The 24,969-nt window shown below is 76.9% G+C and carries 26 protein-coding genes; 14 read left to right on the top strand and 12 right to left on the bottom strand.

Annotated features, from left to right (window positions below):
* Positions 1-8: 8 nt before the first annotated feature.
* Complete coding sequence (gene metF, locus ACI79E_RS10105) at positions 9-911, top strand: methylenetetrahydrofolate reductase [NAD(P)H] (RefSeq protein WP_456932400.1); 903 nt, start codon at positions 9-11, stop codon at positions 909-911.
* Here the strand turns inward: metF and ACI79E_RS10100 are convergent.
* The 3 genes from ACI79E_RS10100 to ACI79E_RS10090 all read right to left on the bottom strand — a co-directional run bounded on the left by ACI79E_RS10100 (position 901) and on the right by ACI79E_RS10090 (position 3,407).
* Positions 901-1,536: a hypothetical protein gene (locus tag ACI79E_RS10100; protein WP_456932399.1), complete on the bottom strand. Its 636-nt coding sequence runs from the start codon at positions 1,534-1,536 to the stop codon at positions 901-903. The genes metF and ACI79E_RS10100 overlap by 11 nt on opposite strands.
* Positions 1,537-1,604: 68 nt before the next feature.
* Positions 1,605-2,516, bottom strand: a complete 912-nt coding sequence (locus ACI79E_RS10095; protein ID WP_456932398.1) for a hypothetical protein — start codon at positions 2,514-2,516, stop codon at positions 1,605-1,607.
* 84 nt (positions 2,517-2,600) lie between these two features.
* Positions 2,601-3,407, bottom strand: coding sequence for a lipase family alpha/beta hydrolase (locus ACI79E_RS10090; protein ID WP_456932397.1), 807 nt, complete (start codon positions 3,405-3,407; stop codon positions 2,601-2,603).
* A gap of 68 nt (positions 3,408-3,475) precedes the next feature.
* On the opposite strand from ACI79E_RS10090, the gene ACI79E_RS10085 reads away from it, so the two are divergent.
* The gene (locus tag ACI79E_RS10085) at positions 3,476-4,132 is read left to right on the top strand and encodes a CDP-alcohol phosphatidyltransferase family protein (protein ID WP_456932396.1); all 657 of its coding nucleotides are present in this window, start codon (positions 3,476-3,478) and stop codon (positions 4,130-4,132) included.
* Positions 4,133-4,250: 118 nt separating this feature from the next.
* A complete protein-coding gene (locus ACI79E_RS10080) occupies positions 4,251-5,228 on the top strand; it encodes a carbohydrate kinase family protein (protein WP_456932395.1) in 978 nt (325 codons plus the stop codon).
* Between the two features lie 48 nt (positions 5,229-5,276).
* Here ACI79E_RS10080 and ACI79E_RS10075 read toward each other — a convergent pair whose 3' ends face one another.
* The 6 genes from ACI79E_RS10075 to ACI79E_RS10050 are packed head-to-tail and all read right to left on the bottom strand — an operon-like array spanning position 5,277 to position 10,602.
* The gene (locus ACI79E_RS10075) at positions 5,277-5,885 is read right to left on the bottom strand and encodes a flavin reductase family protein (RefSeq protein WP_456932394.1); all 609 of its coding nucleotides are present in this window, start codon (positions 5,883-5,885) and stop codon (positions 5,277-5,279) included.
* A gap of 38 nt (positions 5,886-5,923) precedes the next feature.
* On the bottom strand, positions 5,924-7,075 hold the full coding sequence (locus tag ACI79E_RS10070) for a glycosyltransferase (protein ID WP_456932393.1): 1,152 nt from the start codon (positions 7,073-7,075) through the stop codon (positions 5,924-5,926).
* Entirely contained in the window at positions 7,072-7,872 is an 801-nt protein-coding gene (locus tag ACI79E_RS10065) for a carotenoid biosynthesis protein (protein WP_456932392.1), read from the bottom strand. Before ACI79E_RS10065 ends, ACI79E_RS10070 begins: the two co-directional genes overlap by 4 nt.
* Positions 7,869-9,509 (bottom strand): phytoene desaturase family protein, encoded by a 1,641-nt coding sequence (locus ACI79E_RS10060; protein ID WP_456932391.1) that lies wholly within the window; start codon positions 9,507-9,509, stop codon positions 7,869-7,871. The genes ACI79E_RS10065 and ACI79E_RS10060 overlap by 4 nt, the downstream gene beginning before the upstream one ends.
* Positions 9,506-10,093 (bottom strand): GNAT family N-acetyltransferase, encoded by a 588-nt coding sequence (locus ACI79E_RS10055; RefSeq protein WP_456932390.1) that lies wholly within the window; start codon positions 10,091-10,093, stop codon positions 9,506-9,508. Before ACI79E_RS10055 ends, ACI79E_RS10060 begins: the two co-directional genes overlap by 4 nt.
* Complete coding sequence (locus ACI79E_RS10050) at positions 10,090-10,602, bottom strand: YbaK/EbsC family protein (RefSeq protein ID WP_456932389.1); 513 nt, start codon at positions 10,600-10,602, stop codon at positions 10,090-10,092. Before ACI79E_RS10050 ends, ACI79E_RS10055 begins: the two co-directional genes overlap by 4 nt.
* Before the next feature lie 226 nt (positions 10,603-10,828).
* Between ACI79E_RS10050 and ACI79E_RS10045 the strand changes: the two genes are divergently transcribed.
* From ACI79E_RS10045 to ACI79E_RS10010, 8 genes are all read left to right on the top strand, one after another.
* Positions 10,829-11,149, top strand: coding sequence for a DUF6504 family protein (locus tag ACI79E_RS10045; protein WP_456932388.1), 321 nt, complete (start codon positions 10,829-10,831; stop codon positions 11,147-11,149).
* Positions 11,149-11,634: an SAV_6107 family HEPN domain-containing protein gene (locus ACI79E_RS10040; RefSeq protein ID WP_456932387.1), complete on the top strand. Its 486-nt coding sequence runs from the start codon at positions 11,149-11,151 to the stop codon at positions 11,632-11,634. Before ACI79E_RS10045 ends, ACI79E_RS10040 begins: the two co-directional genes overlap by 1 nt.
* Positions 11,631-15,398: a DNA polymerase III subunit alpha gene (locus ACI79E_RS10035; protein ID WP_456932386.1), complete on the top strand. Its 3,768-nt coding sequence runs from the start codon at positions 11,631-11,633 to the stop codon at positions 15,396-15,398. The genes ACI79E_RS10040 and ACI79E_RS10035 overlap by 4 nt, the downstream gene beginning before the upstream one ends.
* Positions 15,399-15,437: 39 nt before the next feature.
* Positions 15,438-16,055, top strand: coding sequence for a GDSL-type esterase/lipase family protein (locus tag ACI79E_RS10030; RefSeq protein WP_456932385.1), 618 nt, complete (start codon positions 15,438-15,440; stop codon positions 16,053-16,055).
* Between the two features lie 63 nt (positions 16,056-16,118).
* The gene (locus ACI79E_RS10025; protein WP_456932384.1) at positions 16,119-16,607 is read left to right on the top strand and encodes a VOC family protein; all 489 of its coding nucleotides are present in this window, start codon (positions 16,119-16,121) and stop codon (positions 16,605-16,607) included.
* A gap of 72 nt (positions 16,608-16,679) precedes the next feature.
* Complete coding sequence (locus ACI79E_RS10020) at positions 16,680-17,438, top strand: class I SAM-dependent methyltransferase (protein ID WP_456932383.1); 759 nt, start codon at positions 16,680-16,682, stop codon at positions 17,436-17,438.
* Positions 17,435-18,661 carry an alkaline phosphatase family protein gene (locus tag ACI79E_RS10015; RefSeq protein WP_456932382.1) on the top strand — a complete coding sequence of 409 codons (1,227 nt, stop codon included), beginning with the start codon at positions 17,435-17,437 and terminating at the stop codon, positions 18,659-18,661. The genes ACI79E_RS10020 and ACI79E_RS10015 overlap by 4 nt, the downstream gene beginning before the upstream one ends.
* Before the next feature lie 99 nt (positions 18,662-18,760).
* Complete coding sequence (locus ACI79E_RS10010; protein WP_456932381.1) at positions 18,761-20,017, top strand: serine hydrolase domain-containing protein; 1,257 nt, start codon at positions 18,761-18,763, stop codon at positions 20,015-20,017.
* A gap of 2 nt (positions 20,018-20,019) precedes the next feature.
* Here the strand turns inward: ACI79E_RS10010 and ACI79E_RS10005 are convergent, their stop codons facing one another.
* From ACI79E_RS10005 to ACI79E_RS09995, 3 genes are all read right to left on the bottom strand, one after another.
* Positions 20,020-20,961 (bottom strand): sucrase ferredoxin, encoded by a 942-nt coding sequence (locus ACI79E_RS10005; RefSeq protein ID WP_456932380.1) that lies wholly within the window; start codon positions 20,959-20,961, stop codon positions 20,020-20,022.
* 19 nt (positions 20,962-20,980) lie between these two features.
* Positions 20,981-22,069, bottom strand: coding sequence for a cupin domain-containing protein (locus ACI79E_RS10000; protein ID WP_456932379.1), 1,089 nt, complete (start codon positions 22,067-22,069; stop codon positions 20,981-20,983).
* Between the two features lie 233 nt (positions 22,070-22,302).
* Positions 22,303-22,536, bottom strand: a complete 234-nt coding sequence (locus ACI79E_RS09995; RefSeq protein WP_456932378.1) for a BatC protein — start codon at positions 22,534-22,536, stop codon at positions 22,303-22,305.
* Positions 22,537-22,750: 214 nt separating this feature from the next.
* On the opposite strand from ACI79E_RS09995, the gene dinB reads away from it, so the two are divergent.
* The 3 genes from dinB (at position 22,751) to ACI79E_RS09980 (ending at position 24,966) form a co-directional block, all read left to right on the top strand.
* Entirely contained in the window at positions 22,751-23,953 is a 1,203-nt protein-coding gene (dinB, locus tag ACI79E_RS09990) for a DNA polymerase IV (protein WP_456932377.1), read from the top strand.
* A gap of 183 nt (positions 23,954-24,136) precedes the next feature.
* Positions 24,137-24,544, top strand: a complete 408-nt coding sequence (locus ACI79E_RS09985) for a DUF3040 domain-containing protein (protein ID WP_456932376.1) — start codon at positions 24,137-24,139, stop codon at positions 24,542-24,544.
* Between the two features lie 83 nt (positions 24,545-24,627).
* Entirely contained in the window at positions 24,628-24,966 is a 339-nt protein-coding gene (locus ACI79E_RS09980) for a DUF2750 domain-containing protein (protein WP_456932375.1), read from the top strand.
* The last annotated feature ends 3 nt before the right edge of the window (positions 24,967-24,969 follow it).

Raw genomic sequence — 24,969 nt, 5'->3', positions numbered from 1 at the left:
CTGCCCCCATGACCGGCACCGTGCGAGACCTGCTCGCCACCGCACGGCCGACGTGGTCGTTCGAGTTCTTCCCGCCCAAGACCCCCGAGGGCGCCGCCCAGCTGTGGACGGCGCTGCGCGAGCTCGAGCGGCTGCACCCGTCGTTCGTGTCGGTGACCTACGGCGCCGGCGGGTCCACCCGCGAGGGCACGGTGTCGGTGACCGAGCGGATCGCCACCGAGACGACGATGACGCCGCTGGCGCACCTGACCGCCGTCGACCACAGCGTCGCCGAGCTGCGGCACGTGGTGAGCCGGCTGGCCGCCGCCGGCGTGCGCAACCTGCTGGCCCTGCGCGGCGACCCGCCCGGCGCGGACCCGCAGGCGGAGTGGGTCGCCCACCCCGAGGGCCTGGAGTACGCGGCGGAGCTGGTCGAGCTGATCCGCTCCATGGGTGACTTCAGCGTCGGCGTCGCCGCGTTCCCGGAGCGTCACCCGCGGTCGCCGGACTTCGACACCGACGTGGAGATGTTCGTGCGCAAGTGCCGGGCCGGCGCGGACTTCGCGATCACCCAGATGTTCTTCCGGACCGAGGACTACCTGCGGTTGCGCGACCGGGTGGCCGGCCGCGGCTGCGACGTCCCGATCATCGCCGGGGTGATGCCGGTGACCAACGCCCGGCAGATCGCCCGCATCGTGCAGCTGTCCGGCCAGGCGTTCCCGGAGCACCTGGCCGCCCGGTTCGCCGAGCTCGACGGCGACCGCCCCGAGGACAAGGCGGCGGTGCGCGCCTACGGCGTCGAGGTGGCCACCGAGCTGTGCCGGACCCTGCTGGACGAGGGCGTGCCCGGCATCCACTTCATCACCATGAACCGCTCGACGGCCACCCGCGAGGTGTACGCCAACCTGGCGGTCGTGCCGGTCACCCACTGACCCGCGCCGGCTCCAGCGCCGTGGCGGCCGCGGCGGCGGCCCGGCGCAGCGCCTCCCGCTCGGCGGCGTAGCCACCGACCACCCCGACCACCGGCAGGTTGGCCAGGAACCGGTGCCGCAGCTTGCCCTTGGGCCGGGCGTCGAGGGTCTCGTCGATGCGGCCGAGCAGGCGGGCCACCCGCCACATCGTGCGCACGTTGCCGCGGACGCCGGCGCGGTCGTCGCGCGGTCCGAAGGCCTCGTCGGCGTAGCTGCCCTTGGCGCGCTGCAGCAGCGGTCGCACCCGTGCCGCGGGGAGCTCGCGGTCGAGCAGCACCCGGGCGAGCAGGGCGACGCGCTCGGCGGGGTCCTCGACCCCGTGCTCGCTGGCGACCCCGCCGACGACGAGGGCCTGCACGGCCGACCCGACGGTGTTCTGCAGGGGCAGCAGGTCGGCGAGCTTGCCGGCCAACCGCGGCAGCGCGCTGGCCCCGGCGGCCACCCGGGACACCCGGTCGGCCCACCACCGGTCGCGCTCGGCCTGCGGCAGCGCCGGTGGCCGGCCCAGCCGGCGGACCAGCGGGGCGGTCAGGCGGTCGACCCGCCGGAGGACGTCGACGACGACCGCGTCGCTGATGGCTGCCACGCGGGGGTCCTACCCGCCGACCGGGCCCGGGCATGCGTGGCGTGTGCCGCCGCGCTGCTCCTGGGGTGTCAGGTGGGGCTGCCGACCCCGTCGGGCGGCTCGGCCAGCGGGGCGCGGGTCCGTGTCATGAGGTCGACCAGCTCGGTCACCGCCCGGCGGACGCCGGCGATCTCCCCGGCGACCCCGCCGACGCCGCCGTCCCCGTGCCCGGGGGCGGCCGTCTCGACGGTCAGCCCGTCGATCTCCACCGCGCTGCGCTCCAGCCGCTCGAGGTCGGCCAGCTGCCGCAGCTCGGCGGAGAGCAGGGCCGCCTGGTCGCGGTACCGGATGAGGGCGTCGGCGCGCCGGCCCAGCTGCCGGGCGGCGTTCTCCAGCGCCGCGGACTGCCGGTCCCAGTACTCCGCGGCCGGCCCGGCGGGGCGCAGGCCGAGGGTGAGGCGGGCGGACCGGATGCGCAGCGCCAGGTCGACGACCTCGTCCACCTCGGCCTGCCCGTCGAAGGCCGCCCGGCTGGCGGCCAGGAACGGGGAGTGCCAGGCCGGCTCGCGCACCGTCTCCGCCCAGGCCCGGCCGGCCGCCGCGGCCACGCGCGCCTCCGTGGTGTCCCAGGCGGCCAGGGCCGCCTCCGGCGACGGCGGGGGAGCGACGGGCGGGGGAGCGGCGGGCGGGGGAGCGGCGGCGCCGCGCCGGTGCCGGTGGACGGCGACCCCCGCCAGCGGGACCAACAGGCCGAGCCCCGCGGTGAGGGCGAACAGCAGCACGCCCACGACCAGCTGCTGGAGGGGCGCCAGCCGGAGCCACTCCCGGCCGATCCAGTCGAGCCAGTCCAGCCGGACGACGGCGTCGCGCAGCTGCGCCCAGGTCGGCACCGGGCCCGGGTCCCACCCCGCGGGCCGTGGACCGCGGACCACCACCAGCCGGTCGCCGGTCAGGTACCGGGTCGGCCACAGCGCCTCCCCGTCCGGGGTCGCCGAACTCATCCGCAGTCCTTCCCTCGCCGGTCCTCCTCCCAGCATCGGCAGCGCGGGCCGGGTCTCCTGCCCAGTCCGCCGCCTCCTGCCGGGTCAGCCCGCCCGCAGCCGCGCGCAGTCCGCGGCGTCCGGTGCGGTGGGCTCGGCGGCCTCCAGCACCTCGACGACCAGGCCCATGACCAGCGCGTCGCCGGGCAGGTCCTCGTGGCGGGTGCGGGCACCGGCGCACACCGACTGCACCGGCACGTCGAGGGCGCCCTCCAGCCGGGCCGACTCCGGCGGGGTCACGGTGCCGTCCGCCGTCGTCCAGATCGAGATCCAGTCCGGGCCCTCCGGCGTCTCGTCCCCGGCGTTGAGGCCGGCCACCAGCGCACTGCCCGTCGTCATCTGCCGGCAGCCCTCCGGGCACCGGTCCGGGGCCACGGCGGCGGCCAGGTCCGCGACGGTCGTGCCGTGGTGCGGCGAGCCGAGGGTGACCACCCGGCGGGCCACCTCCGCCCCGCCGTCGGCGGCCCACAGCCGCGCGACCAGCCCGCCGGCCGAGTAGCCGACGACGTCGACGCTGCCGGCGCCGGTGCGGGCCAGCGCGCCGTCGACGGCACCGGCGAGCACGTCGGCGGCGACGGTGAGGTCACCGGTGCCGTCCCCGGGCAGCTCGACGACCGTCGCGTCCCGGCCCTCGGCGGCCAGGCGTTCGGCCAGCGGCCGCAGCGCGGCGGTCGACCCGCCGTACCCCGGCACCAGCAGCACCGGGCCCGGCTGCTCCGCGCGGGCGGGCGGGTCCGCGGCCTCCGGGCCCCCGCGGGCCAGCAGCACCGCACCGACCCCGAGGACGGCGAGGACGGCGAGCGCCAGGGCCCCCAGGACGAGACGGCGGGGCGTGGGGGAACCGGCGGGCACCCGCCCACTGTCCCCGATCTCGCCGCCGCGGACCGGGCCTGGTGGACTGCCTGCGTGGGAGGGACGCCGTGCTGAGCCGGGAGGAGTACCTCGCCGCGTGGTCGGCCTGGCACGGCGGGACCGACCCGGCGGGCAGCCGGCTGGTCCGCGGCTGGCTGTCGGCCGCCTACACCGCCGCCCGCCCGCTGGCCGGGGTGCCGCCGATCGTCGCCACGGCACTCGGTCTGGCCGTCGCCGTCGCCGCCGTCGTCCCGGCCTGGGCCGGCGGCGCGTGGCTGATGGTGGCCGGGCCGCTCATCGGCGTCTCGGCCGTCCTCGACTCCCTCGACGGCGCGCTGGCGATCGCCACCGGCCGGGCCTCCCGTCGCGGTTTCGTCCTCGACTCCGCGGTGGACCGGCTCAGCGAGGCCGCCTTCGCCGCCGCCCTGTGGGCCGCCGGCGCGCCCGGCTGGCTGGCCGCGGCCTACGGAGGGCTGTGCTGGCTGCCCGACTACCTGCGGGCCCGGGCCGGGCAGGCCGGCGTCCGCGAGACCGGTGCCGTGTCGGTGTGGGAGCGGCCGAGCCGCGTGGCGATGACCGGCTTCACCCTCGGCGGCGCCGGGGTGCTGTCCGGCCTGGACCTCGCCGCCGAGACGGTGACGGCGGGCACCGCCGTGGGGTGCCTGCTCGGCGTCATCGGCGTCGCCCAGCTGGCGACGGCGCTGCGCAGGGCGCTGGCCGACTGACGCCGGGCGGCGGCGCCCCGGGTCGCCTCCTAGGCTGGGCGCGGCCCGGCACCCCCGCCGTCCACCTCGACCCGACACCGCGCGGGCCGTCCCAGAGACCGTCCCGAGGGAGCGTCCCGTGCCCGTCGTCGTCACCGGATCCATCGCGACCGACCACCTGATGACCTTCCCCGGCAAGTTCACCGAACAGTTCGTCGAGGGCCAGATGGAGAACGTCTCGCTCTCCTTCCTCGTCGACGACCTGGTGCAGCACCGGGGCGGCGCGGGCGCCAACATGGCCTACGGGCTGGGCCTGCTCGGTCTGGGGCCGGTGCTGGTCGGCGCGGTCGGCAGCGACTTCGCCGACTACGAGGCCTGGCTCACCCGGCACGGCGTCGACACCGGCAGCGTGCACTGGTCGGAGCTCAAGCACACCGCCCGCTTCGTGTGCACCACCGACGCGGTGAACAACCAGATCGCCTCGTTCTACTCGGGCGCGATGAGCGAGGCGGCGTCCATCGAGCTGGCGCCGGTCGTCCGCCGGGTGGGCGAGCCGGACCTCGTCGTCGTCGGCCCCAACGACCCGACCGCGATGGTGCGGCACACCCAGGAGTGCCGCAGCCGCGGCTACCGCTTCGCCGCCGACCCCAGCCAGCAGCTGGCCTGGGCCGACGGCGCGATGATCCGCGAGCTCGTGGACGGCGCCGACGTGCTGTTCACCAACGAGTACGAGGCCGCGCTGCTGCTGCAGAAGACCGGCTGGAGCGACGCCGAGGTGCTCGACCGCGTCGGCACCTGGGTCACCACGCGCGCCGCGGACGGCGTCCTGGTCCGGCAGTCGGGCGCCGAGCCGATCTCGGTCATCGCGGTGCCCGAGACCAAGCCGGTGGAGCCCACCGGTGGCGGGGACGCGCTGCGCGCCGGGTTCATCGCCGGCCGCACGTGGGGCCTGTCGCTCGAGCGGGCCACCCAGCTCGGGTCCGCGGTGGCCACCGAGGCCGTCGAGGTCATCGGCACCCAGGAGTACGAGCTGCGCACGGGGCCGTTCCTGGAGCGGTTCGCCGCCGCGTTCGGCGCCGACGCCGCCGACGAGATCGCCCCCCACCTGCCCGGCTGAGCGGAGTGCCACGGCGCGCGACGTGCGCCCGTGGCACTCCGCCCGGCATCAGCCGTCGCGGAGCTGCTCGCCGATGGAGGGGTCCTCGCTCCAGCGCCGGTAGGAGATCCGCCGGATCTCCTTGACGTCACCGACCGTCGCCCACTCGTTGCCCCCGAGGCGGGCCAGGGGCTGCAGGTGCTCGATGCGGGGCCGGCCGTCGGCGACCGCGCTCTCCCAGACGCTGACCAGCTGGACCCTGCCGAAGACGACCGTGCTGTCGCCCAGCCGCAGCGTGGAGTGCAGCGTGCACTCCACCGCGACCGGCGACTCGGCGACCCGCGGCACCGACACCCGCTCACCGGGCTCGAGGGCCACGCCGCACTGCTCGGCCTCGCTGGTGCCCGGCGGGAAGTCCGTGCCGGTGGCGTTGACCTGCTCGAACAGCCACTCGGGGGTCAGGCTGACGGTGAACTCGCCGGTGGCCTCGACGTTGCGCAGCGAGTCCTTGCGGCCCACGGAGGTGAACTGCACGACCGGCGGGTCGACGCAGGCCACGGTGTAGAAGGAGTGCGGGGCCAGGTTCACCACGCCCTCGGCCGAGCGGCTGGTCACCCAGGCGATCGGGCGGGGCACGACGATCGAGTTGAGCACCCGGTAGAAGGCGCCGCTGTCCATGGCGGCAGGGTCGAACGGCACACGAGCGTGCGGGCTGGTCACCGGGGCATCGTCTCCCGGGTCGTGCCGGCCGCGCCGACCGGGCGGCCCCGCCACGACAGGGTGCCCCGCCGCCGGCCGGCCACCGAGCCGGCCAGCAGGACGTCGAAGAGCAGCACCGACACCGGGTGGGCCAGGACATCGGGCCACACCCGGCTGCCGGTCACCGCGGCCGACACCGCCCGCCCGGCCACCCCCGCCGCGTAGCCGGCCAACCCCGCCCGGGAGCCCCGCAGTGCCGCCAGCGCGGGCAGCACCTCCACGGCGGTCAGCGCGGCGGCGACCGCGACGCTCGCCGCCGGCGATCCGCCGACCGAGGCCCACAGGGACTTGGCGTACCCGGCGCGCAGCTCGCGCCAGCCCGCGTACATCCGGCACGCGGCCAGCCGTGACCCGTCGACCGGCACCGCGCGGCCGCCGGTCCGCTTCACCGCGCGCGCCAGGGCGACGTCCTCGATCACCTCGCCGCGCACCGCGCCGTGCCCGCCGGCCGCCACGTAACCGGCCCGCGTCACGACGAGGAACTGCCCGTTGGCCGCAGTCAGCGACGGCCGGGAGGAGCGCTCGGCCAGCCGCACCGGCAGCGTCGTCATCCACAGCCACGGCCCGAGGGGCTGCACCAGCCGCTCGGCGAGCGTGCCGGTCACCGGCCGGGGCCACGGGGAGACGAGGTCCAGCCGGTGCCGGTCCAGCAGCGCCACCGCACCGGCCACGGCGTCCGGGAAGAGCCGGACGTCGGCGTCGACGAACACCAGGACGCCGTCCCCGGTGTCACCCGTGCCCGTGTCCGCCGTGCCCGCGCCGACGGCGCAGGCGTGCGGCTTGCCCAGCCAGCCCGGGGGTGGCTCCGGCGCGGACACCAGCCGCACCCGCGGGTCGCCGACCGCCCGGACCACCGCCGCGGTGCCGTCGGTGGAGCCGTCGTCGACGACCACCACCCGCAGGTCGGGGACCGCCTGCTGCGCCAGCACCGCGGCCAGGCAGCCGCCGACCTGCGCCGCCTCGTCCCGCACCGGCAGCACCACCGTCACCGGCCGGCGCACCGGCGGCGGGTGCTCCGGGGGCCGGCGCAGCAGCGCGGCGTTGACCACGGTGTGCAGGGCGCCGGCGACCGCCGCCCCCGACAGGACCCGCAGCAGCCGGCCGCTCACCGGCGCGGGGACCGGCGGGCCTGGACCGCCAGCGCGACGAGCACGGGGACGGCGAGGACGACGCCCCACGCCGCCGAGCCGGGGAGGTCCAGCCAGCCGGCGTGCGCGAGTGCACCCCCGAGGGTCATCCAGGCCAGGGCGAGCAGCGGAGCACCGTCGCCGATGCGGGGGGAGGTGCCGGTGACCAGCCGGTCCAGCAGCGTCATCAGGACCAGCCCGGCCAGCAGCCAGCCGGCGAGGTTGGTCAGCGGCACCGTGTCGATGCCCGGCAGCGACGGCTGCGGGTGCGCCCACGTCCAGTAGCCGGCCTGCACCATCTGGGGGTCGAGGACGACGTCCCAGGCGGCGAAGACCGCCGCGGCGACGGCGACCCGCGCCGGGCGGCGGCGGGACGGGCGCGCCCCGCGGGTCAGCCGGGCGGCGAGCAGCCAGCTCGGCCAGGCCATCATGAGCCACGCCAGCGGCACCAGGAACGGGACGCCGAACAGCGTGGGCCCCAGGTCGTCGCTGTAGGCGTACTGCCCGTACGGGACGCCGGTGGCCAGCCCGACGGCCTCGAAGGCCACGGCCGTCGCCGCGGTGACCAGCAGGACGCCGGCGCCGGCGCGGGCACCCCGGCTGAGCCCGGCGTGACCGACCGACAGCGCGGCGCCGAGCAGCACGATGGTCCAGCTGACCGCGTTCCGGGCGCCGCCGTCGGTGAGCGGGTAGGAGACGGCGACCAGCACCACGAGCCCGGCCAGCGCCCAGGGCACGAGCCCCGCCACGCCGGCCGACCGCGGCACCGCCAGGGTCATCTCCGGCTCCGCGCCCGGCGGGCCGCCCGCCCGGCCGCCGCCCGCACCCGGGCGGGCAGCCGCCGGTCGGCCAGGACGACACCGGCCGCCGTCCGCCCCGAGTTGCCCGACACCCCGCCGCCGGGGTGGGTGGAGGCACCGGCCAGGTAGAGGCCGGGCAGGCCCGGGACCCGGTAGCCGCCCAGCGCCGGCGTCGGCCGGAAGGCGAACATGCTGGCCAGCCCCATCTCCACGTGCATGACGTTGCCACGCAGCAGGGACAGTTCCCGTTCCAGCAGCACGGGGGTCTGGACGTACAGCCGCTGTACCGACGCCGCGAAGCCGGGCGCGTACCGGTCGACGGCCGCGACGAGGCGCTGCGCCTCGGACTCGGCGAGGGCGTCCCAGTCCGCGCCGTCGGCCGGCGCGTACGGGTACCACTGCCCCCACACGGTGACCACGTGCTGCCCGGGTGGGGCCAGGGTGTCGTCGGTGGCGGAGAAGCACATGGCCAGGGGCACCGGTTCCCGTGGCAGCCGGCCGGCCCGCCAGTCGCCGTGCGCGGCGGCCAGCTGCGCGCGGTCGGTGCACAGCAGCTGCAACCCGCCCTGCGCCAGCTCCTGCGGCACCCCCGGGTAGACCGGCGGGGAGTCGGTGAGGGCGCGCAGGACCAGCCCGAAGCCGTTGCCCAGCGGCGGGTCGGCCTCGGCCAGGGCGGGTGGGGCGTGGTCGCCGGCCAGGTCGCGGGTGGCCAGCACGTGGCAGGCGGCCACGACCACGGGTGCGGCGATCCGCCGTCCCGACGTCGTGCGCACGCCGGCCACCCGGCCGTCGTCGACCAGGAGCCCGGCGGCGCCGTCGCCGAGGGTGACCCGCCCGCCGTCGGCCTCCAGCCGGCGGCGCAGGGCGGCGGTCAGGCCGCCGGAGCCGCCGACCGGGTGCCCGGGCGGGACGTCGTGCAGCAGGGTCGCCCAGGCGACCATCGCCGCGGTGCCCGGCTCGGACACCGGGGGACCGGACTGCGCGCCGAACCAGGCCAGGGCCGCCTTGAGCCGCTCGCTGGTGAACCAGCGGTCCAGCAGCGCGTCGCCGGACCCGAGGAAGTCGACGGCGAGGTCGCCGCCGGGCGTGCGCGGCCGCCCGTCGGCCGGGGCGCCCAGCGGCCAGAAGGACCGGAGCAGCCCGGCGGCGGTGGGCCGGCGGCCGAAGGAGGCGACCACCGCGCGGCTGCGGGGCGCCCAGACCTCGACGAAGCGCCGGTAGGCGGCGGCGTCGGCGGCGCCGCACGCAGCCGCGATCGAGGCGCAGGTGGCGTCGAGGTCCACGGAGAGGACGAGGGGCCGGCCGTCGGGACCCGGGGCGCCGGGGCAGGGGGCGGGGGCGAATCCCCAGGGGTCGCAGTCGAGGTAACGCAGCCCGTGCGCGGCCAGGTCGAGCTCCTCGACGATGCCGCTCTGCCGGATGATCACGTGCGCGCTCGAGCCGCGGTCGACGCGGACGCCGGGCCACCGCTCGACCGTGGAGACCGCCCCGCCGAGCACCTCGTCGGACTCGACCACCTCCACGGCCAGCCCGGCACGGGCCAGGTAGCAGGCGGCGACCAGCCCGTTGTGCCCGGCGCCGACGACGACGGCGTCGACGGTGGCGTCGCCCCTCACGCGCGGTCGGAGCGGGGCGCCGGGGAGGGCAGCGGGAGGCGGGCGCCGAGGATGGCGAAGGGCCGCGAGTCGCCGGGGAAGTGGTGGTTGCGGGCCAGGTCGACGAAGCCGTCGGCGTGGTACAGCCGGAAGGCCTTGGTGTCGTTGTCCGGGGTCGACAGCAGCGCCGCCGGGTAGGGCAGGTCGGCCAGCAGGGCGTGCAGCAGCCGGCGGCCCAGCCCGCGGCTCTGGTGGTCGGGGTGGACGTGCAGCTCGCAGACCTCGAAGGCGCCGGGCAGCCACCGCTTCGCCGTCCGTCGGTCCAGTGCCGCGCGCACCTGGTCGTGCCACCACTGCCCGGGGGCCACCAGGTAGCCGTAGCCGAACCCGACCAGCTGCTCGCCCTCGGGGGTCGCGACGAAGGCGCCCACGGCCCGGAACCCGGCCCGCTCGGTGTGCTGGATGGCGTAGCCGTACCGGCCGGCCACGACCGACGGCGAGTACCCCATGGCCGCGCCGTAGATGGCCAGGGCGTCGTGCATGTGGTCGCGCAGCCACGTGGTGGGCAGCTCGGTGACCCGGGCGGCTGGGGTCGTGCCCGTCACGGGGAGACCACCTCCACCGGGGCGACGGGGCCGTTGCCGACCTCGGCGGCCGTGCCACAGGTCAGGCGGAGCAGCTCCTCGTAGGTGGTGGGGAAGACCGCGTGCGGGTGACCGGCCGCGGCCCAGACCCGCTCGTGACGGGCCAGCTCGATGTCGACCAGCGTGCCGATCGGCTCGGGGTGGCCGATCGGGGCGACGCCGCCGATCGGCTGCCCGGTGTGCCGGCGGACGAACTCGGGTGAGCCCGGCCGCATGCCGGGGACCCCGAGCAGTGCGGCGACCTGGGTGACGTCGACCCGGTGGGCGCCGCTGGTGAGCACGAGCAGCGGCGTGCCGTCGACGTCGAAGACCACGCTGTTGGCGATCGCACCGACCGGGACGCCGAGCTGCGCGGCGGCCGCGGCGGCGGTGCGGGCACTGTCGGCCAGCTCGCGCACCTGCCCGGCCGCGCCCGACTCGGCGAGGAGCCGGGCGATGGCGGCCACCCGCGGGTGCTCGGGTCGGCTCATGGAGTCGATCCTGCCATTGGCGCGGACCGCCCGCCGCCGCGCGAGCTGCGGCGTCCCCCCATGCCCGCGCGTACCGCTTGACGCCGTCGGCGGTGTCGGGTCTACTCGTCGTCGTTCGAACACGCGTTCGAACGACGAGCCGGCCTCCCACCGCACCTGGGTCCTTCCCCACCCGGTGCGGTGGGCCGGGGCCGGCCGGGCGGCGCAGAGCGGTGGGGAGTCAGTCATGAGCCGGGTGCTGGGTGGGGTCGGCGGTCGGGTCGGCGAGGAGGTGCAGGTGGAGCGGGGGCCGCTCGGCCCGGCACAGTTCTGGCGCGGGCAGTCGCGGTACGTCGTGGGGGAGCTGCTGGACTCGTGGGTCGAGACCGCGCCCTGGTGGGACGCCGGGGTGGCCGGTGGCGCCTCCGCCGAGCTGGTCGCCACCCGCGAGGTGTGGCGGCTGGAGGCGGTCCGGGCCGGGCGGTCCCGGATGAGCTTCGCCGGGGTCTTCGACCTGTCCTGGGACCCGACGGCCAACCGGTGGTCGCTCGTGCGGGTGCACGACTGATGGGCGCCGCCCGCGTCATGGCCGACCAGCTGCCCCTGCCCCCGGCGCTGCCCCCGGCCGCCGTCCAGTTGCTCGGCCAGGCCACCCGGGCGCTGGCGGAGGCGGCAGCGAGCACCGACGCACGGCAGCGCTACGCCACCGCCCACCTGGGTGCGCTCCGCGCCGCCGCCGCGGTGCTGGCCGCCCGCACCCGTCCGGAGGGCGGCCGCCGCCGCCCGCGCAGCGCCTGGGTGCTGCTCGGTCAGGTCGCCCCGGAGCTGGGGGAGTGGGCCACCTTCTTCGCCGCCGGCGCCGCCAAGCGCGCCGCCGCGGAGGCCGGGCTGTCCCGGGCGGTCACCGAGCGCGAGGCCGACGACCTCGTCCGCGACGTCCGCGCCTTCCTCGCCGTGGTCGAGAGCAGCCTGGGCAGCACGCCCGAGCCCGAGTCGCCCCGTCGGGCGCGCCCCCGGGTGGTCGGCGGCTCCGAGCACCGTCGCCGGAGGTGAGCGCCGACCCCTTCGTCCACCTCCACGTCGCCTCGGGCTACTCCATGCAGTACGGGGCCAACCACCCGGCCGACCTGGTGAACCGGGCCGCCGAGCACGGCATGCGCGCCCTGGCGCTGACCGACCGGGACGGGCTCTACGGCGCGGTGAAGTTCGCTCTCGCCTGCCGGGCGGCCGACGTGCGCCCGGTCTTCGGGGTGGACCTGGCGGTGGTCCCGTCGGTCGACTCGACCGTGCCACCCGCGCTGGCGCCGGCCCTCGGTGAGGGGCACCCACCCGGGCTGACCCGCGCACGCCGGCCGGAGGCACCGGCCGGGCGCGCCGGCTCCGGGCGCCGCGTGCCGGCCCGCGGCGGGGCCAGCGTCGACCCGCGGCTGCCGCGGGTCACCTTCCTCGCCCGGGACGGCGCCGGCTGGCGCTCGCTGTGCCGGCTCACCAGCGCCACCCACCTGCGTGGCACGCGCGGGGAGCCGGTGAGCTCGCTGGCGCTGGCCGCCGAGCACGCCACGGGGCTGGTCGCGCTGCTGGGCCCGGACTCACCGGTGGGGCGGGCACTGGCGGCCGGCCGGGCCGACGTCGCCGCCGCGCGGCTGGCGGCCTGGCGCGCGGTCTTCGGCGCCGGGTCCCTGGTGCTGGAGGTGGTGCACCACCGCGGCCGGGGCGACCGGGCCCGGGCCCGGGCGCTGATGCGCTTCGCCGCCGCCGAGGGGGTGCCGGTGGTGCTCACCAACGCGGTCCGCTACGTCGACGCCCTCGACGCGCCCACTGCCGACGTCCTCGACGCCGCGCGACGGCTGGTCCCGCTCGACACCCGGCACGTCGACCGGCGCACGGCCGAGGGCCACCTGAAGTCGGGCAAGGAGATGGCCGAGGTCGCCGAGGAGCTCGTCGGCCCCGACCGCGACGCGGTGCTGCGGTTGCTGGAGCGCACCGCCCGGCTGGCCGAGCAGTGCGCCGTCGACGTCCGGGCCGACCTCGGCATCGGCACCGTCCGCTACCCCGAGCTCGACGTGGTCACCACCCCGGCCGAGCAGGGGATGAGCCCGTCACAGGTGCTGAGGGCCCGCTGCGAGGCCGGGCTGGGCCGGCGCGGGATGGCCCTGACCGAACGGGTGCGCGTGCGGCTGGAGGAGGAGCTGGGGGTCATCGACGCCCTCGGCTACCCGTCCTACTTCCTCACCGTCGCCGACGTGGTCGACCTCATCACGAGCTTGCGGGTCCGCGCGGCGGCGCGCGGGTCGGGGGCCGGCAGCCTGGTCACCTACCTGCTCGGCATCTCCGACGTCGACCCGATCCGCTACGGCCTGCTGATGGAGCGCTTCCTCTCCCCGTTGCGCCACCAGCTGCCCGACATCGACATCGACGTGGAGTCCGCGCGCCGGATGGAGGTCTACGACGCGGTCATCGACCGCTTCGGGGCCCACCGGGTCAGCTGCATCTCGATGATGGACACCTACCGGGTGCGGCACGCCATCCGGGACGTCGGCGCCGCGCTGGGGCTGCCCCCGGCGGAGATCGACGCCGTCGCCAAGGCCTTCCCGCACATCCGGGCCAACCAGGTGCACGCCGCGCTCAAGGACCTCCCGGAGCTGCGGGCCAGCCGGCTCGGGTCGCGGCGGGCCGGCGGGTCCGGGGACCTCGACCTGCTGTTCGACCTCGTCGCCCGGCTCGACGGCCTGCCCCGGCACATCGCCCTGCACCCGTGCGGGGTGCTGCTCTCCGACGCCACGCTCCTCGACCGCACCCCGGTGGAGAACAGCTACCTCGGCTACCCGATGAGCCAGTTCGACAAGGACGACGTCGAGGAACTGGGGCTGCTCAAGCTCGACCTGCTCGGCATCCGGATGCAGTCGGCGATCGCGCACGCCCTCGACGAGGTGGCCCGGGTCGACGGGGAGACCGTCGACATCGACGCGGTGCCCCGCGACGACCCGACGACGTTCGAGCTGATCCGCAGCACCCGGACCCTCGGCATGTTCCAGATCGAGTCGCCGGGCCAGCGGGAACTGGTCGGCAAGTTCGGGCCGCAGACGTTCGAGGACATCATCATCGACATCTCGCTGTTCCGGCCCGGGCCGGTGAAGAGCGACATGGTCACCCCCTTCCTCATGGCCCGGAACGGCTGGCGGGAGACGGTCTACCCGCACCCCGACCTCGCCTTCGCCCTCGAGGAGACCGCGGGGGTGGTGGTCTTCCACGAGCAGGTGCTGCAGGTCGTGGCGCGGATGACCGGCTGCACCCTCGCGGAGGCCGACGAGGTGCGGCGCGCGCTGGGGGAGCGCGACGCCCACCCGGAGGTGCGTGCCTGGTTCGTGCCGCGCGCGCTGGCCACCGGCTACCCGCCGGAGGTGGCCGAGCAGGTCTGGGAGGTGCTGGTCGCCTTCGGGTCGTTCGGGTTCTGCAAGGCCCACGCCGCGGCCTTCGCCCTGCCCACCTACCAGTCGGCGTGGCTCAAGGCGCACCACCCGGCGGCCTTCCTGGCCGGGGTGCTCACGCACGACCCGGGCATGTACCCCAAGCGGCTCATCCTCGATGACGCCCGCAACTTCGGCGTCCGCGTGCTGGGCCTGGACGTCAACGCCTCGACCGGCTCCTACCGCGTCGAGCGGCTGGACGGGGTGGACGAGGACACGGGCCCGTCCTGGCGGCGGCCGGAGTGGATGCCGGCGTCGATGGCCGACCCGTCGCGGTACGGCATCCGGCTGTCCCTGGCCGACGTGAAGGGCATCTCCGACGACGAGGTGGCCCGGGTCGTCGCCGGGCAGCCCTACCGGTCGCTGACCGACTTCTGGCACCGGGCGTCGGTGTCCCGGCCGGTGGTGGAGCGGCTGGTGCTGGCCGGTGGCTTCGACTCCCTCTACGGCTTCGGGGTGCGCGACCGCGAGGCCGGCCGGCCCACCCGCAGCCGCCGGCAGGTCACCCGTCGCGACCTCCTGCTGCAGATCGGTGAGCTGGACCGGTGGAGCCGCAGCGGCGCGAAGGCGGGCTCCAGCGGGCAGCTCAGCCTCGACCTCATGGGGCTGGAGCTCCCCGGGCAGGAGGACGACGGTCCGGAGGAGGCGGGCCTGAACTGGGCCGCGGGCAGCGGGCTGCCCGAGTTCACCGACGCCGAGCTGGTCCGCGCGGAGCTGGAGGTGCTCGGCCTGGACGCCAGCCGGCACGTCGTCGACTTCTACCGGCCGTTCCTCGCCGCGATCGGCGCGGTGCCGGCCGGCGAGCTGCTCGGCAGCCGCAGCGGTGCCGAGGTGCTCGTCGCCGGGGTCAAGGTCGCCACCCAGACGCCGCCGATCCGGTCCGGGCGGCGGGTGGTCTTCGTGACCCTCGACGACGGCACCGGCTGCACCGACTCCACGTTCTTCGAGGACGCGCAGGGGCCCTACGCCGCCACGGTCTTCCACTCGTGGCTGCTGGTCATCCGGGGGGTGCTGCGCCGCACCGGCCCGCGGGGGGTGTCGCTGCGGGCCACCGGGGCGTGGGAGCTGCCGGCGCTGCACGAGGCGTGGGAGGCCGGCGGCGTGGCCGCGGTCGCCGAGCAGATGGCCGCAGCGGGGGAGTACACCGAGGCGGCCATCACCGGGGCGGCGGCCTCCCGCGGCTCCCGTCCGGTGGTGGTCAAGCCGGTGCTGGTGCACCCGACCGGGTTCCGGATGTCGCCCTACGCCGACATCCGGCCCGCCGGGGACGACGCCGCCACCGCGGCCCGGCGGGCGGCCGCGGCGCCCCGCAAGCTGTGGCACTCCAGCCCCGGCAGCCCGGGCCACTGAGTCGCGGGGGGAGGCAGCCGCTCCGGGGAGGATGCCCCGGTGACACGTGACCTGCGGGTGTGCTTCCTCGGGGACTCCTTCGTCGCCGGGGTCGGCGATCCCGAGCACCTCGGGTGGGTGGGCCGGATCTGTGCCCGCACCCACCGCGAGGGCCGGCCGCTGACCGCCTACGGCCTCGGGGTGCGCCGGCAGACGAGCCGCGACGTCCGCGCCCGCTTCTCGGCCGAGTGCGCCCAGCGGTTGTCGACGGAGTGGGACAGCCGCGTCGTGCTCTCCTTCGGCGTCAACGACACCACCGTCGAGGATGGCGCGGCGCGGGTGCCCCCGGCGGAGTCGGCCGCCAACCTCGCCGCGGTCCTGGCCGACGCCGCGGCCGCCGGCTGGCCCGCCCTCGTCGTCGGACCGCCACCGATCGCCGACCCCGCGCAGGACCACCGCACGAGCGGTCTCGACGCCCGGTTCCAGCAGGTCTGCGCCGAGGTCGGCGTCCCCTACGTAGCGGCCCACGCCGAGCTGGCGGCCAGCCCCACCTGGGTCGGCGAGGTCGCGGCCGGGGACGGCGCCCACCCCGCGGCCGCCGGCTACCAGGAGTGGGCCGACCTCCTCTGGCCGCACTGGCAGGCGTGGATCCGGCGGGAGGGCCCTCCGCCCCGATGAGTCCCGGCCCGGGTGCCGGTCTACACCGGCAGCCCACCCGGAACGCACCGAGAGGACACCGAGATGCCCAAGCAGATCCCGTGCCTGTGGTTCGACGGCCGCGCCGAGGAGGCCGCCCGGCTCTACACCTCGGTCTTCCCGAACAGCTCGATCGGCGACATCACCCGCTACGGCCCCGACATGCCGCCGCCGATGCAGGAGGGCGACGTCCTCACCGTGGACTTCACCCTCGACGGGCAGGAGTACACGGCCCTCAACGGCGGGCCGCAGTTCCCGTTCACCGAGGCGATCTCCTTCCAGATCCTGTGCGCCGACCAGGAGGAGGCCGACCACTACTGGAACAGCCTCACCGCCGACGGTGGCGAGGAGAGCATGTGCGGCTGGCTCAAGGACAAGTTCGGCGTCTCCTGGCAGGTCTTCCCCGTCGAGCTGCTCAGCCTGGTCAACGACCCCGACCCCGGCCGGGCGCAGCGCGCCACCCAGGCCATGCTGCAGATGCGCCGCATCGACATCGCCGAGATCCGGCGGGCCGCCGACCAGGTCCCCGCCTGAGCGGCCCCGTCCCGAGGCTCGCCGCGAGCGTGCGAGCGGTGAGGAGGACGGGGTCCTTATAGGCTCCGACGGGTGCCGCCGTCTGCTCCTGCCTCCTCCGCCGCGGACCAGCTCCCCGCCCGGGCGGCCGCCGTCTGGGCCGCCCTGGACCCGCTCGTCGCGGCCGGCACCCCGCTGCGGGTGCTCGACGTCGGCGGGGGGAGCGGCAACCTCGCCGTCCCGCTGGCCCGGCTCGGCCACGAGGTGACCGTCGTCGACCCCAGCGCCGACGCCCTCGCCACCCTGCACCGCCGGGCGGAGACCGCCGGGGTGGCGCCGCGGGTCCGCGGTGTGCAGGGCGACGGCGACCTGCTGCACGAGGTGGTCCCCGCCGGGGAGGGCGGCGAGGGCAGCTACGACCTGGCGCTGTGCCACTCGGTGCTCGAGGTCGTCGACGACCCCGCCACCACCCTCGGTGAGATCGCCCGCGCGCTGCGGCCCGGCGGCACCGCGAGCATCGCCGCGGCCAACCGCGCCGGGGCGGTGCTCGCCCGCGCCGTCGCCGGGCACCCGGTGGAGGCCCTCGCGCTGCTCGAGGACCGCGACCCCGCACCTCGGCGCGCCGCCCGCCCCGCGCGGCGGCGGTTCGCCCCCGACGCCCTGCTGGCCCTCGTCGAGGCGGCGGGGCTGCAGCCGGGCACCTGGCGGGGGGTGTCGGTCGTCGCCGACCTCCTCGACGTCAGCTCCGGTGCCGACCCGGCCGCCGTTCGCGCCCTGGAGCTGGCGCTGGCCGGGAGCTCCCCCTACCGCGACGTCGCCGCGGGGCTGCACGTCCTGGCCACGCGGACGTGACCGGGGACGGCGCGGCGCCGGGCACCGCGGCAGGCGCCTCCCTCCCGGCGGACCTGGGCCGTCCCCACTACGGGGCCGCGACCCTCGCCGACGTCCTCCCCGGCGCCGCCGCCGCGCTCGGCGTCCCGGTGGAGCGCGGGGACCTGCCCCCCGACCCCCTCGGGCTCACCGCCCTCCTGGCCGGCGCCCGCCGGGTCGCCGTCCTGCTCGTGGACGGGCTGGGTGCCGACCTCGTGCGGGCGCACGCCGACATCGCACCCGTCCTCGCCGGGCTGTCGACCCCCGCCGGTGACCTCTCGGCGCCCTGCCCGAGCACCACGCCGGTCAGCCTCGCCACCCTCGGCACCGGCCTGCCCCCGGGCAGCCACGGGATCCTCGGCTTCGTCACGGTCGTCCCGGGCGAGGCCGGCGCGGCAGGGGAGGAGCGCACCCTCAACCACATCCAGTGGTCCGACGACCCCGACCCGCAGGCCTGGCAGGCCCGGCGCAGCGTCTTCGAGCAGGTCGCCGCCGCGGGCGTCGAGGTCAGCGCCGTCGGCCCGTACGCCTTCGCCGGCTCCGGGCTCACCCGGGCGGTGTACCGCGGGGCGCGGTACACCGGCACCGTCAGCCCCGGGGACCTCGCCGCCCGCCTGCTGCACTCGCTGGCGGCCGCACCGCGCAGCCTCGCCTACGGCTACACCGCCGAGCTGGACCTCACCGGCCACGTGCGCGGCGTCGACTCCGACAGCTGGCGCGCCCAGCTGGCGCTGGTCGACCGGCTCGTCGAGCAGGTGGTCGACGGCCTCCCCGACGACGCCGCCCTGCTCGTCACCGCCGACCACGGGATGCTCGACGTCCCGCCGGAGACCCGCATCGACCTGGACGCCGAGCCGGTCCTCGACGAGGGCGTCCGGCTGCTCGCCGGGGAGCCGCGGGCCCGCTACGTGCACGCCGTCGACGGCGCCGCCGACGACCTGCTGGCCCGCTGGCGGGAGGTGCTCGGCGACCGCGCCTGGGTCGCCGGCCGGGACGAGGCCGTCGCCAGCGGCGTCTTCGGCCCGGTCGACGACGACCTCGCGCGGCGGATCGGCGACGTCGTCGCCCTCACCCGCGGCACCTGGGCGCTGACCGCGACCGAGCGGGAACCCGGCCCGAGCCGGCTGGTCGGCTACCACGGCTCACTCACCGCGACCGAGCTGGCGATCCCGTTGCTCGCCGCGCGGGGCCGCGCCCTGACCTGACCCCGGCCGCCGGAGGGCCGTTGACGGCCGCGGCCGGGAGGACGACAGTGCCCCGCGACCGGCGCTCGACGTCCCGATCCCGGCAGGGCGGAGTCCCCGATGACCGTCAGGCGTGCCCGTCCCACCCACCTCCGGCCCGGCCGGGCCTGGATGCCGGTCCTCGCGGCGTCGCTCGTGCTGACCGGCCTCGTCGCGCCCGGCGCGGCAGCCGCCCCGCCGGCGGGCCGGGACGACCCCGCCCTGGTGGCCGACCTGCGCGGGGACCTCGAGGAGTACCTGCGGGCACGCGGGACGGCGGAGCACGTGTCGGCCGCCGGGCTGAGCGTCGACCTGCCCGGCGCGGAGGCGAGCGTCGACGTCAGCGCGGGGACGACGGAGGCCGGCGGCTCGGTGCCGGTGGAGCCCGACGCCCTCTGGCAGATCGGCAGCAACACCAAGGCCTTCACCTCGGTGCTCCTGCTGCAGCTGGAGGCCGAGGGCCGCCTGTCGCTCGACGACGGCGTCGGGCGGTGGCTGCCGCAGTACCCGCAGTGGCGCGACGTGCCCATCCGGCGCCTGCTGAACATGACCAGCGGCCTCCCGACCTACGACGACCAGCCGGCGTTCCTCACCGACTACGCGGCCGACCCCCTCACGGACTTCCGCACCGAGCGGCTGGTCGACTACGTGGCCGGCGTCCCGGCGACCTCCGGGTACAGCTACTCGAACACCGGCTACGTGCTCGCCGAGCTGGTCGTCGAGGCGGTGACCGGCGACAGCTACGAGGACCAGCTCACCGCCCGGCTCCTCGAGCCGCTCGACCTCGGGGACACGTACTACCGCCCGCACCGCTACCCCGGCTGGATCGCCGACCGCCTGCCGGCTGGCTACTACGTGCAGACCCACGAACCCGAGATGGCCCCGCTGTACGGGCAGGACGTCAGCCGGTACACCGTCTCCTGGGCGCGCGGCGCCGGGGGCATGCTGAGCACCACGGCCGACATGACGCGCTGGGAACGCGCGCTGTACGAGGGGGACCTGCTGCCGCCCGCGCAGCAGGACGCCCTGCTGAGCCTCGTGTCGACGGCGACCGGGGAACCCATCGAGCGCACCTCGCCCGCCGATCCCTCCGGATTCGGCCTGGGGGTCGCGCAGATGACCGACCAGCTCGGCACGTTCTGGTTCTACGAGGGCGCGACGTTCGGCTTCCGCGCCCTGCACGCCTACTTCCCCGAGTCCGGGGTCGTCGTCGCCATCACCCTGAACAGCAGGCCGGACGAGGACCGGATCGGCGTCCTGGCGACGTCGGTGTACGGCACGCTGGCCGAGCACGGTCTCGTCCCGCCGGTGCCCGACCCGGCCGGCGCGGGCGGCTGACCCTAGACCGCGGAGACCAGCCGCACACGCCAGACGTGGGTGTGCGCCTCGTGCGTCGCCCGGCAGGTCAACCGGGCCGCCTCCTCCGACATGCGGCTCTCCACCTCGGCCACCACGTCGCCGTCCGGGCCGGCGAGGGTCACCACCCACCGCTCCACGTCCGCGCCGGACGGGCTCAGCCGCCGCACCCCCCGCGGCGGCAGGTCGTCGACGCCGAGGAGCCCCAGCTCGCCCCGGGCGGTGTGCTGGGCGGCCTGCACCGGCGGCGGGCAGCCGGCCCGGCCGCGCAGCCACGGCAGCGCGACCCGCCCCGCGGCGTGCGCGGCCACCACCTGCGCGCCGTCGTCCGGCACCTGCCCGTAGTAGAAGCCGTGCGGCAGCACCAGCACGTTCGCCGCGAAGCGGTCACCGCCCAGGTGGCTGCACTCCCAGACGTCGTCCGACGGCATCAGCCGCGCCAGCGGCCGGCCGCGCAGCGCGCAGCAGGCGTCGTGACCGCCGTGCGCGCACACCAGGTACGTCGGCCCGGTGGCGGGCTCGCCGGCCGAGCCGTCCCACGGGACGTCGAGCAGGTCGCGGTCGCGGGCGCGGGAGGACCACCACAGCCCCTCCCGGCCCGGCCGGCCGTCGACGTAGGCCCAGCGCCGCGGCCCGTCGGTGAGCCGCCCGCCGGGCCGGCGCACGAGGAGCACCCGCACGTTCTCCACCCGCGCCCGGTGCGCCACCTCGGTGGCGACCGCGGGGTCGAAGCGGGACTGCCGCAGCGCGTCGACGCCCCACGGCCCCGGCTGCTCGATGAGCAGCCACCGCTGCGCGGGCGACGCCGTGGCCACCCCGGAGTCGCCGCGGACGAGCGCGCGCACCGAGCAGCGGTCGTCGTCGATCCGGCCGACCGGCCGGCCGGGGACCTCCCCGGGGCGGCAGAAGTCGGTCGCGTCCGTCACGCCGTGCGGTCCGGCCGGCTCACGACCCGGCCCCGGGAGCGCCGTCACGCGCCCCATCCTCCCCCGGGGGCCGCCCGGGGACGACGGCGTCGGGGACGACCGCGATCGACTCGGTGACCAGCCGCCGCGCGAGGGTCAGCTGGTCGGTGTCGTCGAGGCCGGGCAGGTCGGCGACCTTGAGCTCACCGGCGGCCAGCAGCGCGGCCAGCGCGGGGCGGGTCGACGCGGGCAGCTCGAGCGACCGGCGTCCGGCGACCAGCGTCACCCGGTCGCCGTCCGGCTCCCGCAGCTGGCAGCGGAGCCGAGGGCGGACCCGCAGCACGGTGTCGGTGCTCAGGGCGGCGGCCGCGGTGGCCTGGGCGAGGGGTGCCACGGGCTCCGGGCGCACCTGGGCCCAGGTGCGGCTGCGCAGCCGGTCGGCGACCTCGGCCGGGTCCACCCGGTCCAGCCAGCCCTTCAGCGCCGCCACGACCTCCACCACGTCCCCGGTGACCGCCGACGGGTCGGCGAGGTCGAGGCCCAGGGGCAGGGAGCGGCGCAGCTCGGGGTCCTCGGCGGCCAGCACGCGCACGAGGTCGAGCGCCGACTCGGCGGCCGCCCAGCGCGTCACCGGGTGCACGCCGATGGTCAGGTGCGCGCTGATCTCGCCCAGCGCGGTCGCCGCGTGCAGGTACCCGCGGGGCAGGTAGAGCGCGTCGCCCGGGCGCAGCACCGCGTCGACCACCGGCTCCCGCTCCGCGGCGGCGGCCACGGCGGCGGCCCGGCCGTCCCACGGCTGCGTGCGCAGCGGGTCGGGGAGCACCGGCTCGTGGATGCGCCAGTGCTTCTCGCCGGCCACCTGCAGCACGAAGACGTCGTGCACGTCGTAGTGGGCGGAGAACCCGCGCGAGGACGGCGGGGTGATGTAGGCGTTGACCTGCGTGGGGTGCCCCAGGTCGGCGGCGAGCTGGTCGGCGAACTCGATCAGCGGTGGCCACAGCCGGTGCAGCCCCTGGAGGACCACGGTGCTGCCGTCGGCGAACAGCCGCAGCACCGCGTCGGAGGAGACCTGGTCGGCGATCTCCGCACCGGCGCCGCCGGAGGTGGTGAACCGCTTCGGGTCGACCACCGCGCCGTCCTTGGCGATCCGCAGGAACGGGGTGCGCAGCCCGCGACGGGACAGCAGCTCGTCGACCGCGGCCAGGTCCAGCAGGTCGGCGAAGGACCCGCCGGTCTGCTCGGCGCGGGTGAGCAGCGGCCGGCGGGACCAGTACTCCTCGGCGAAGACCCGCGGGTCGAGGGCGGTGCACCGACGCAGGGCCGGCCGGGGGTCCGGCCGGCCCTGCGTGGTGGGGATCTCGGTCAGGCCGAACCGTCCGCGCCGCCGTCCGCGCCGCCGTCGCCCGCGCCACCGTCCGCGCCGCTGTCGGCACCGCCGTCCGCGCCGCCGTCGCCCGCGCCACCGTCCGCGCCGCTGTCGGCACCGCCGTCCGCGCCGCCGTCGCCCGCGCCACCGTCCGCGCCGCTGTCGGCACCGCCGTCCGCGCCGCCGTCGCCCACGCCGGCGGTGGTCATGTCATCGTCGTCGAGCGCCATGGGTCTCCGATCACATCGGGTCGCGAGCCACCGGGCGGTGGCCCTCCGGGCGTGCTGTACCTCACGCATCCTGCTCTCACACACCTGCCCCGACCAGCGGGAACGGCGTGTCGGCAACAGCTCGGTCACGGCGCCGCGTCGAGGTGCCGGGACCGCGCCAGGGGCGTTACCGTCCTCCCGTCGTCGAACACGTGTTCGAGGTCGGGAAGGGGTCATGAGCCAGTCCGCCCGTGCTGCCGGGTGCGGCGTGCTGCACGTCGACATGGACGCGTTCTTCGCCAGCGTCGAGGTGCGCCGCCGGCCCGAGCTGGCCGGCACCCCGGTGATCGTCGGCGGGGCCGGCAACCGCGGGGTGGTCACCTCGGCCACCTACGAGGCGCGCCGGTACGGGGTGCACGCCGCGATGCCCACCTCGCGGGCGCTGCGGCTGTGCCCGACGGCGACGGTGCTGCCGGGGGACATGGCGCTCTACACCGAGGTGTCCCGGTCGGTCATGGCGTTGTTCCGCTCGATCACCCCGCTGGTCGAGCCGCTGAGCCTGGACGAGGCCTTCCTCGACGTCTCCGGGGCGGGCCGGCGGCTGGGCGACGCCGCGGAGGTCGGGGAGTACATCCGCGCCCGCGTCTACGACGAGCAGGGCATCACCTGCTCGGTGGGTGTGGCCGGCACCAAGTTCGTGGCCAAGCTGGCCTCCACCTCCGCCAAGCCCGACGGGTTGCGCGTCGTCCGGCCCGCCGAGGTCATGGAGTTCCTGCACCCGCTGCCGGTCGGCGCGCTCTGGGGAGTGGGGGCCAGGACCGAGGAGGTGCTGCTGCGGCTGGGGCTGCGCACCGTCGGCGACCTCGCCCACGTGCCGGCCCGCACGCTGCAGCGGGCGCTGGGCCCCGCGGCCGGCTCCTCCCTGCACGAGCTGGCGTGGGGGCGTGACCCCCGGCGGGTGGTGCCCGACGAGCCGGAGAAGTCCGCCGGGCACGAGGAGACCTTCGCCACGGACGTGGACGACCCGGTGGTCGTCCACCGGGAGCTGCTGCGGCTGGCGGAGCGGACGGCGGGCCGGCTGCGCTCGGGTGGCTGGCTGGCCCGCACGGTGAGCATCAAGGTGCGGTTCGCCGACTTCGCCACGATCACCCGGTCCCGCACCCTCGAGGTCCCGACCGACGTCGGGCAGGAGCTCTACGACACCGCCCGCGCCCTGTTCGACGCCCTGGGGCTGGAGCGGGCGCGGATCCGGCTGGTGGGGGTCCGCGCCGAACGGCTGGTCGAGGCCGGCTCCGCGCCCCGGCAGCTGGAGCTGGGCGCCCGGGAGCACGGCCGCCGCGAGGCCGAGCTGGCCGCCGACCGGGCCGCCCGCCGGTTCGGGGCCGGCGCGGTGCGCCCGGCGACCCTGCTGCACCGCGACCGGCAGCGCGCCCGGTGACCAGCCGAGGAACCCCGGACGGCGCTCGTTCGTCCTCTCCGGGGAGTTCCCGACCCACTCGCGAGAGTGATCACGGCGGGTCGGGGACGACTCGCCTTTCGCGCCCCGCAAAGGGCTCGTATCCTCGATGTCACCGTCGGCGGCACCTCCGACGGGATGTGTTCAGGCCCCATGGAGGTCGACGTGCCGCTCTCCGAGCACGAACAGCGTCTGCTGGAGCAGATCGAGCGCGCCCTCGTCGATGACGATCCGAAGTTCGCCTCGCAGGTCCGCACCGGTGACCGCCGGGTCAAGGCCCGTCGCAAGCTGCAACTGGGGGCCCTCCTGCTCCTGGTCGGGATGGCCGTCCTCGTCGGTGGCGCCGTGGCCCCCTCGGTCCCCCTCGGGGTCCTCGGGTTCCTGGTCGCCTTCGGTGGCCTGGCCCTCGCCGTCCTCAACTACCGGTCGGCCACCGGGGTGGTCGAGTCCGGTCCCACCGGGGCCACCGGCCCCGCCGCCGCACCCGGGCGGAGCGGCCGGGGCGGCAAGCCCCGCCGGCAGCCGCTGAAGAACCGCCTCGAGGAGCGCTTCCGCCGCCGCTACGACCAGTAGCCCCACGAGCCCCGCGACAGCCGCCGTCCCCACCGGACGGCGGCTGTCGCGCGTCAGGGCCCCGACGACCGCAGGAGGAACCCGTGTCCGAGGAACCGGTGTGGCAGGCGCTGACCGCCGATCGCGGGCTGTGGGGCTGGGGCGACGACGACGGCATCGTCCCGTGGACCGGGGACGACGGCCGCGACGTCGTCCCCCTGTGGACCTCGGCGGAGCAGGCCGCGCAGGCCGCCGGCGCCGAGGGTGACCCCGGTGAGGCGCCGGTGTTCCTCGACCTCGACACCCTGCTCGCCGAGATCCCCGGCTGGATGGACGCCGGGATCAGCGCGGCGGTGCTCTCCGCGGGCGGCGACGGCTCCCGCGTGCCGCTGACCGAGCTGACCGAGCGGCTGCTGCGACTGCAGGTCGACCGGCCGGACTGAGCC

It is taken from the genome of Geodermatophilus sp. SYSU D00079, assembly GCF_054050635.1.
This window is presented reverse-complemented; position numbering and strand designations above follow the sequence as displayed.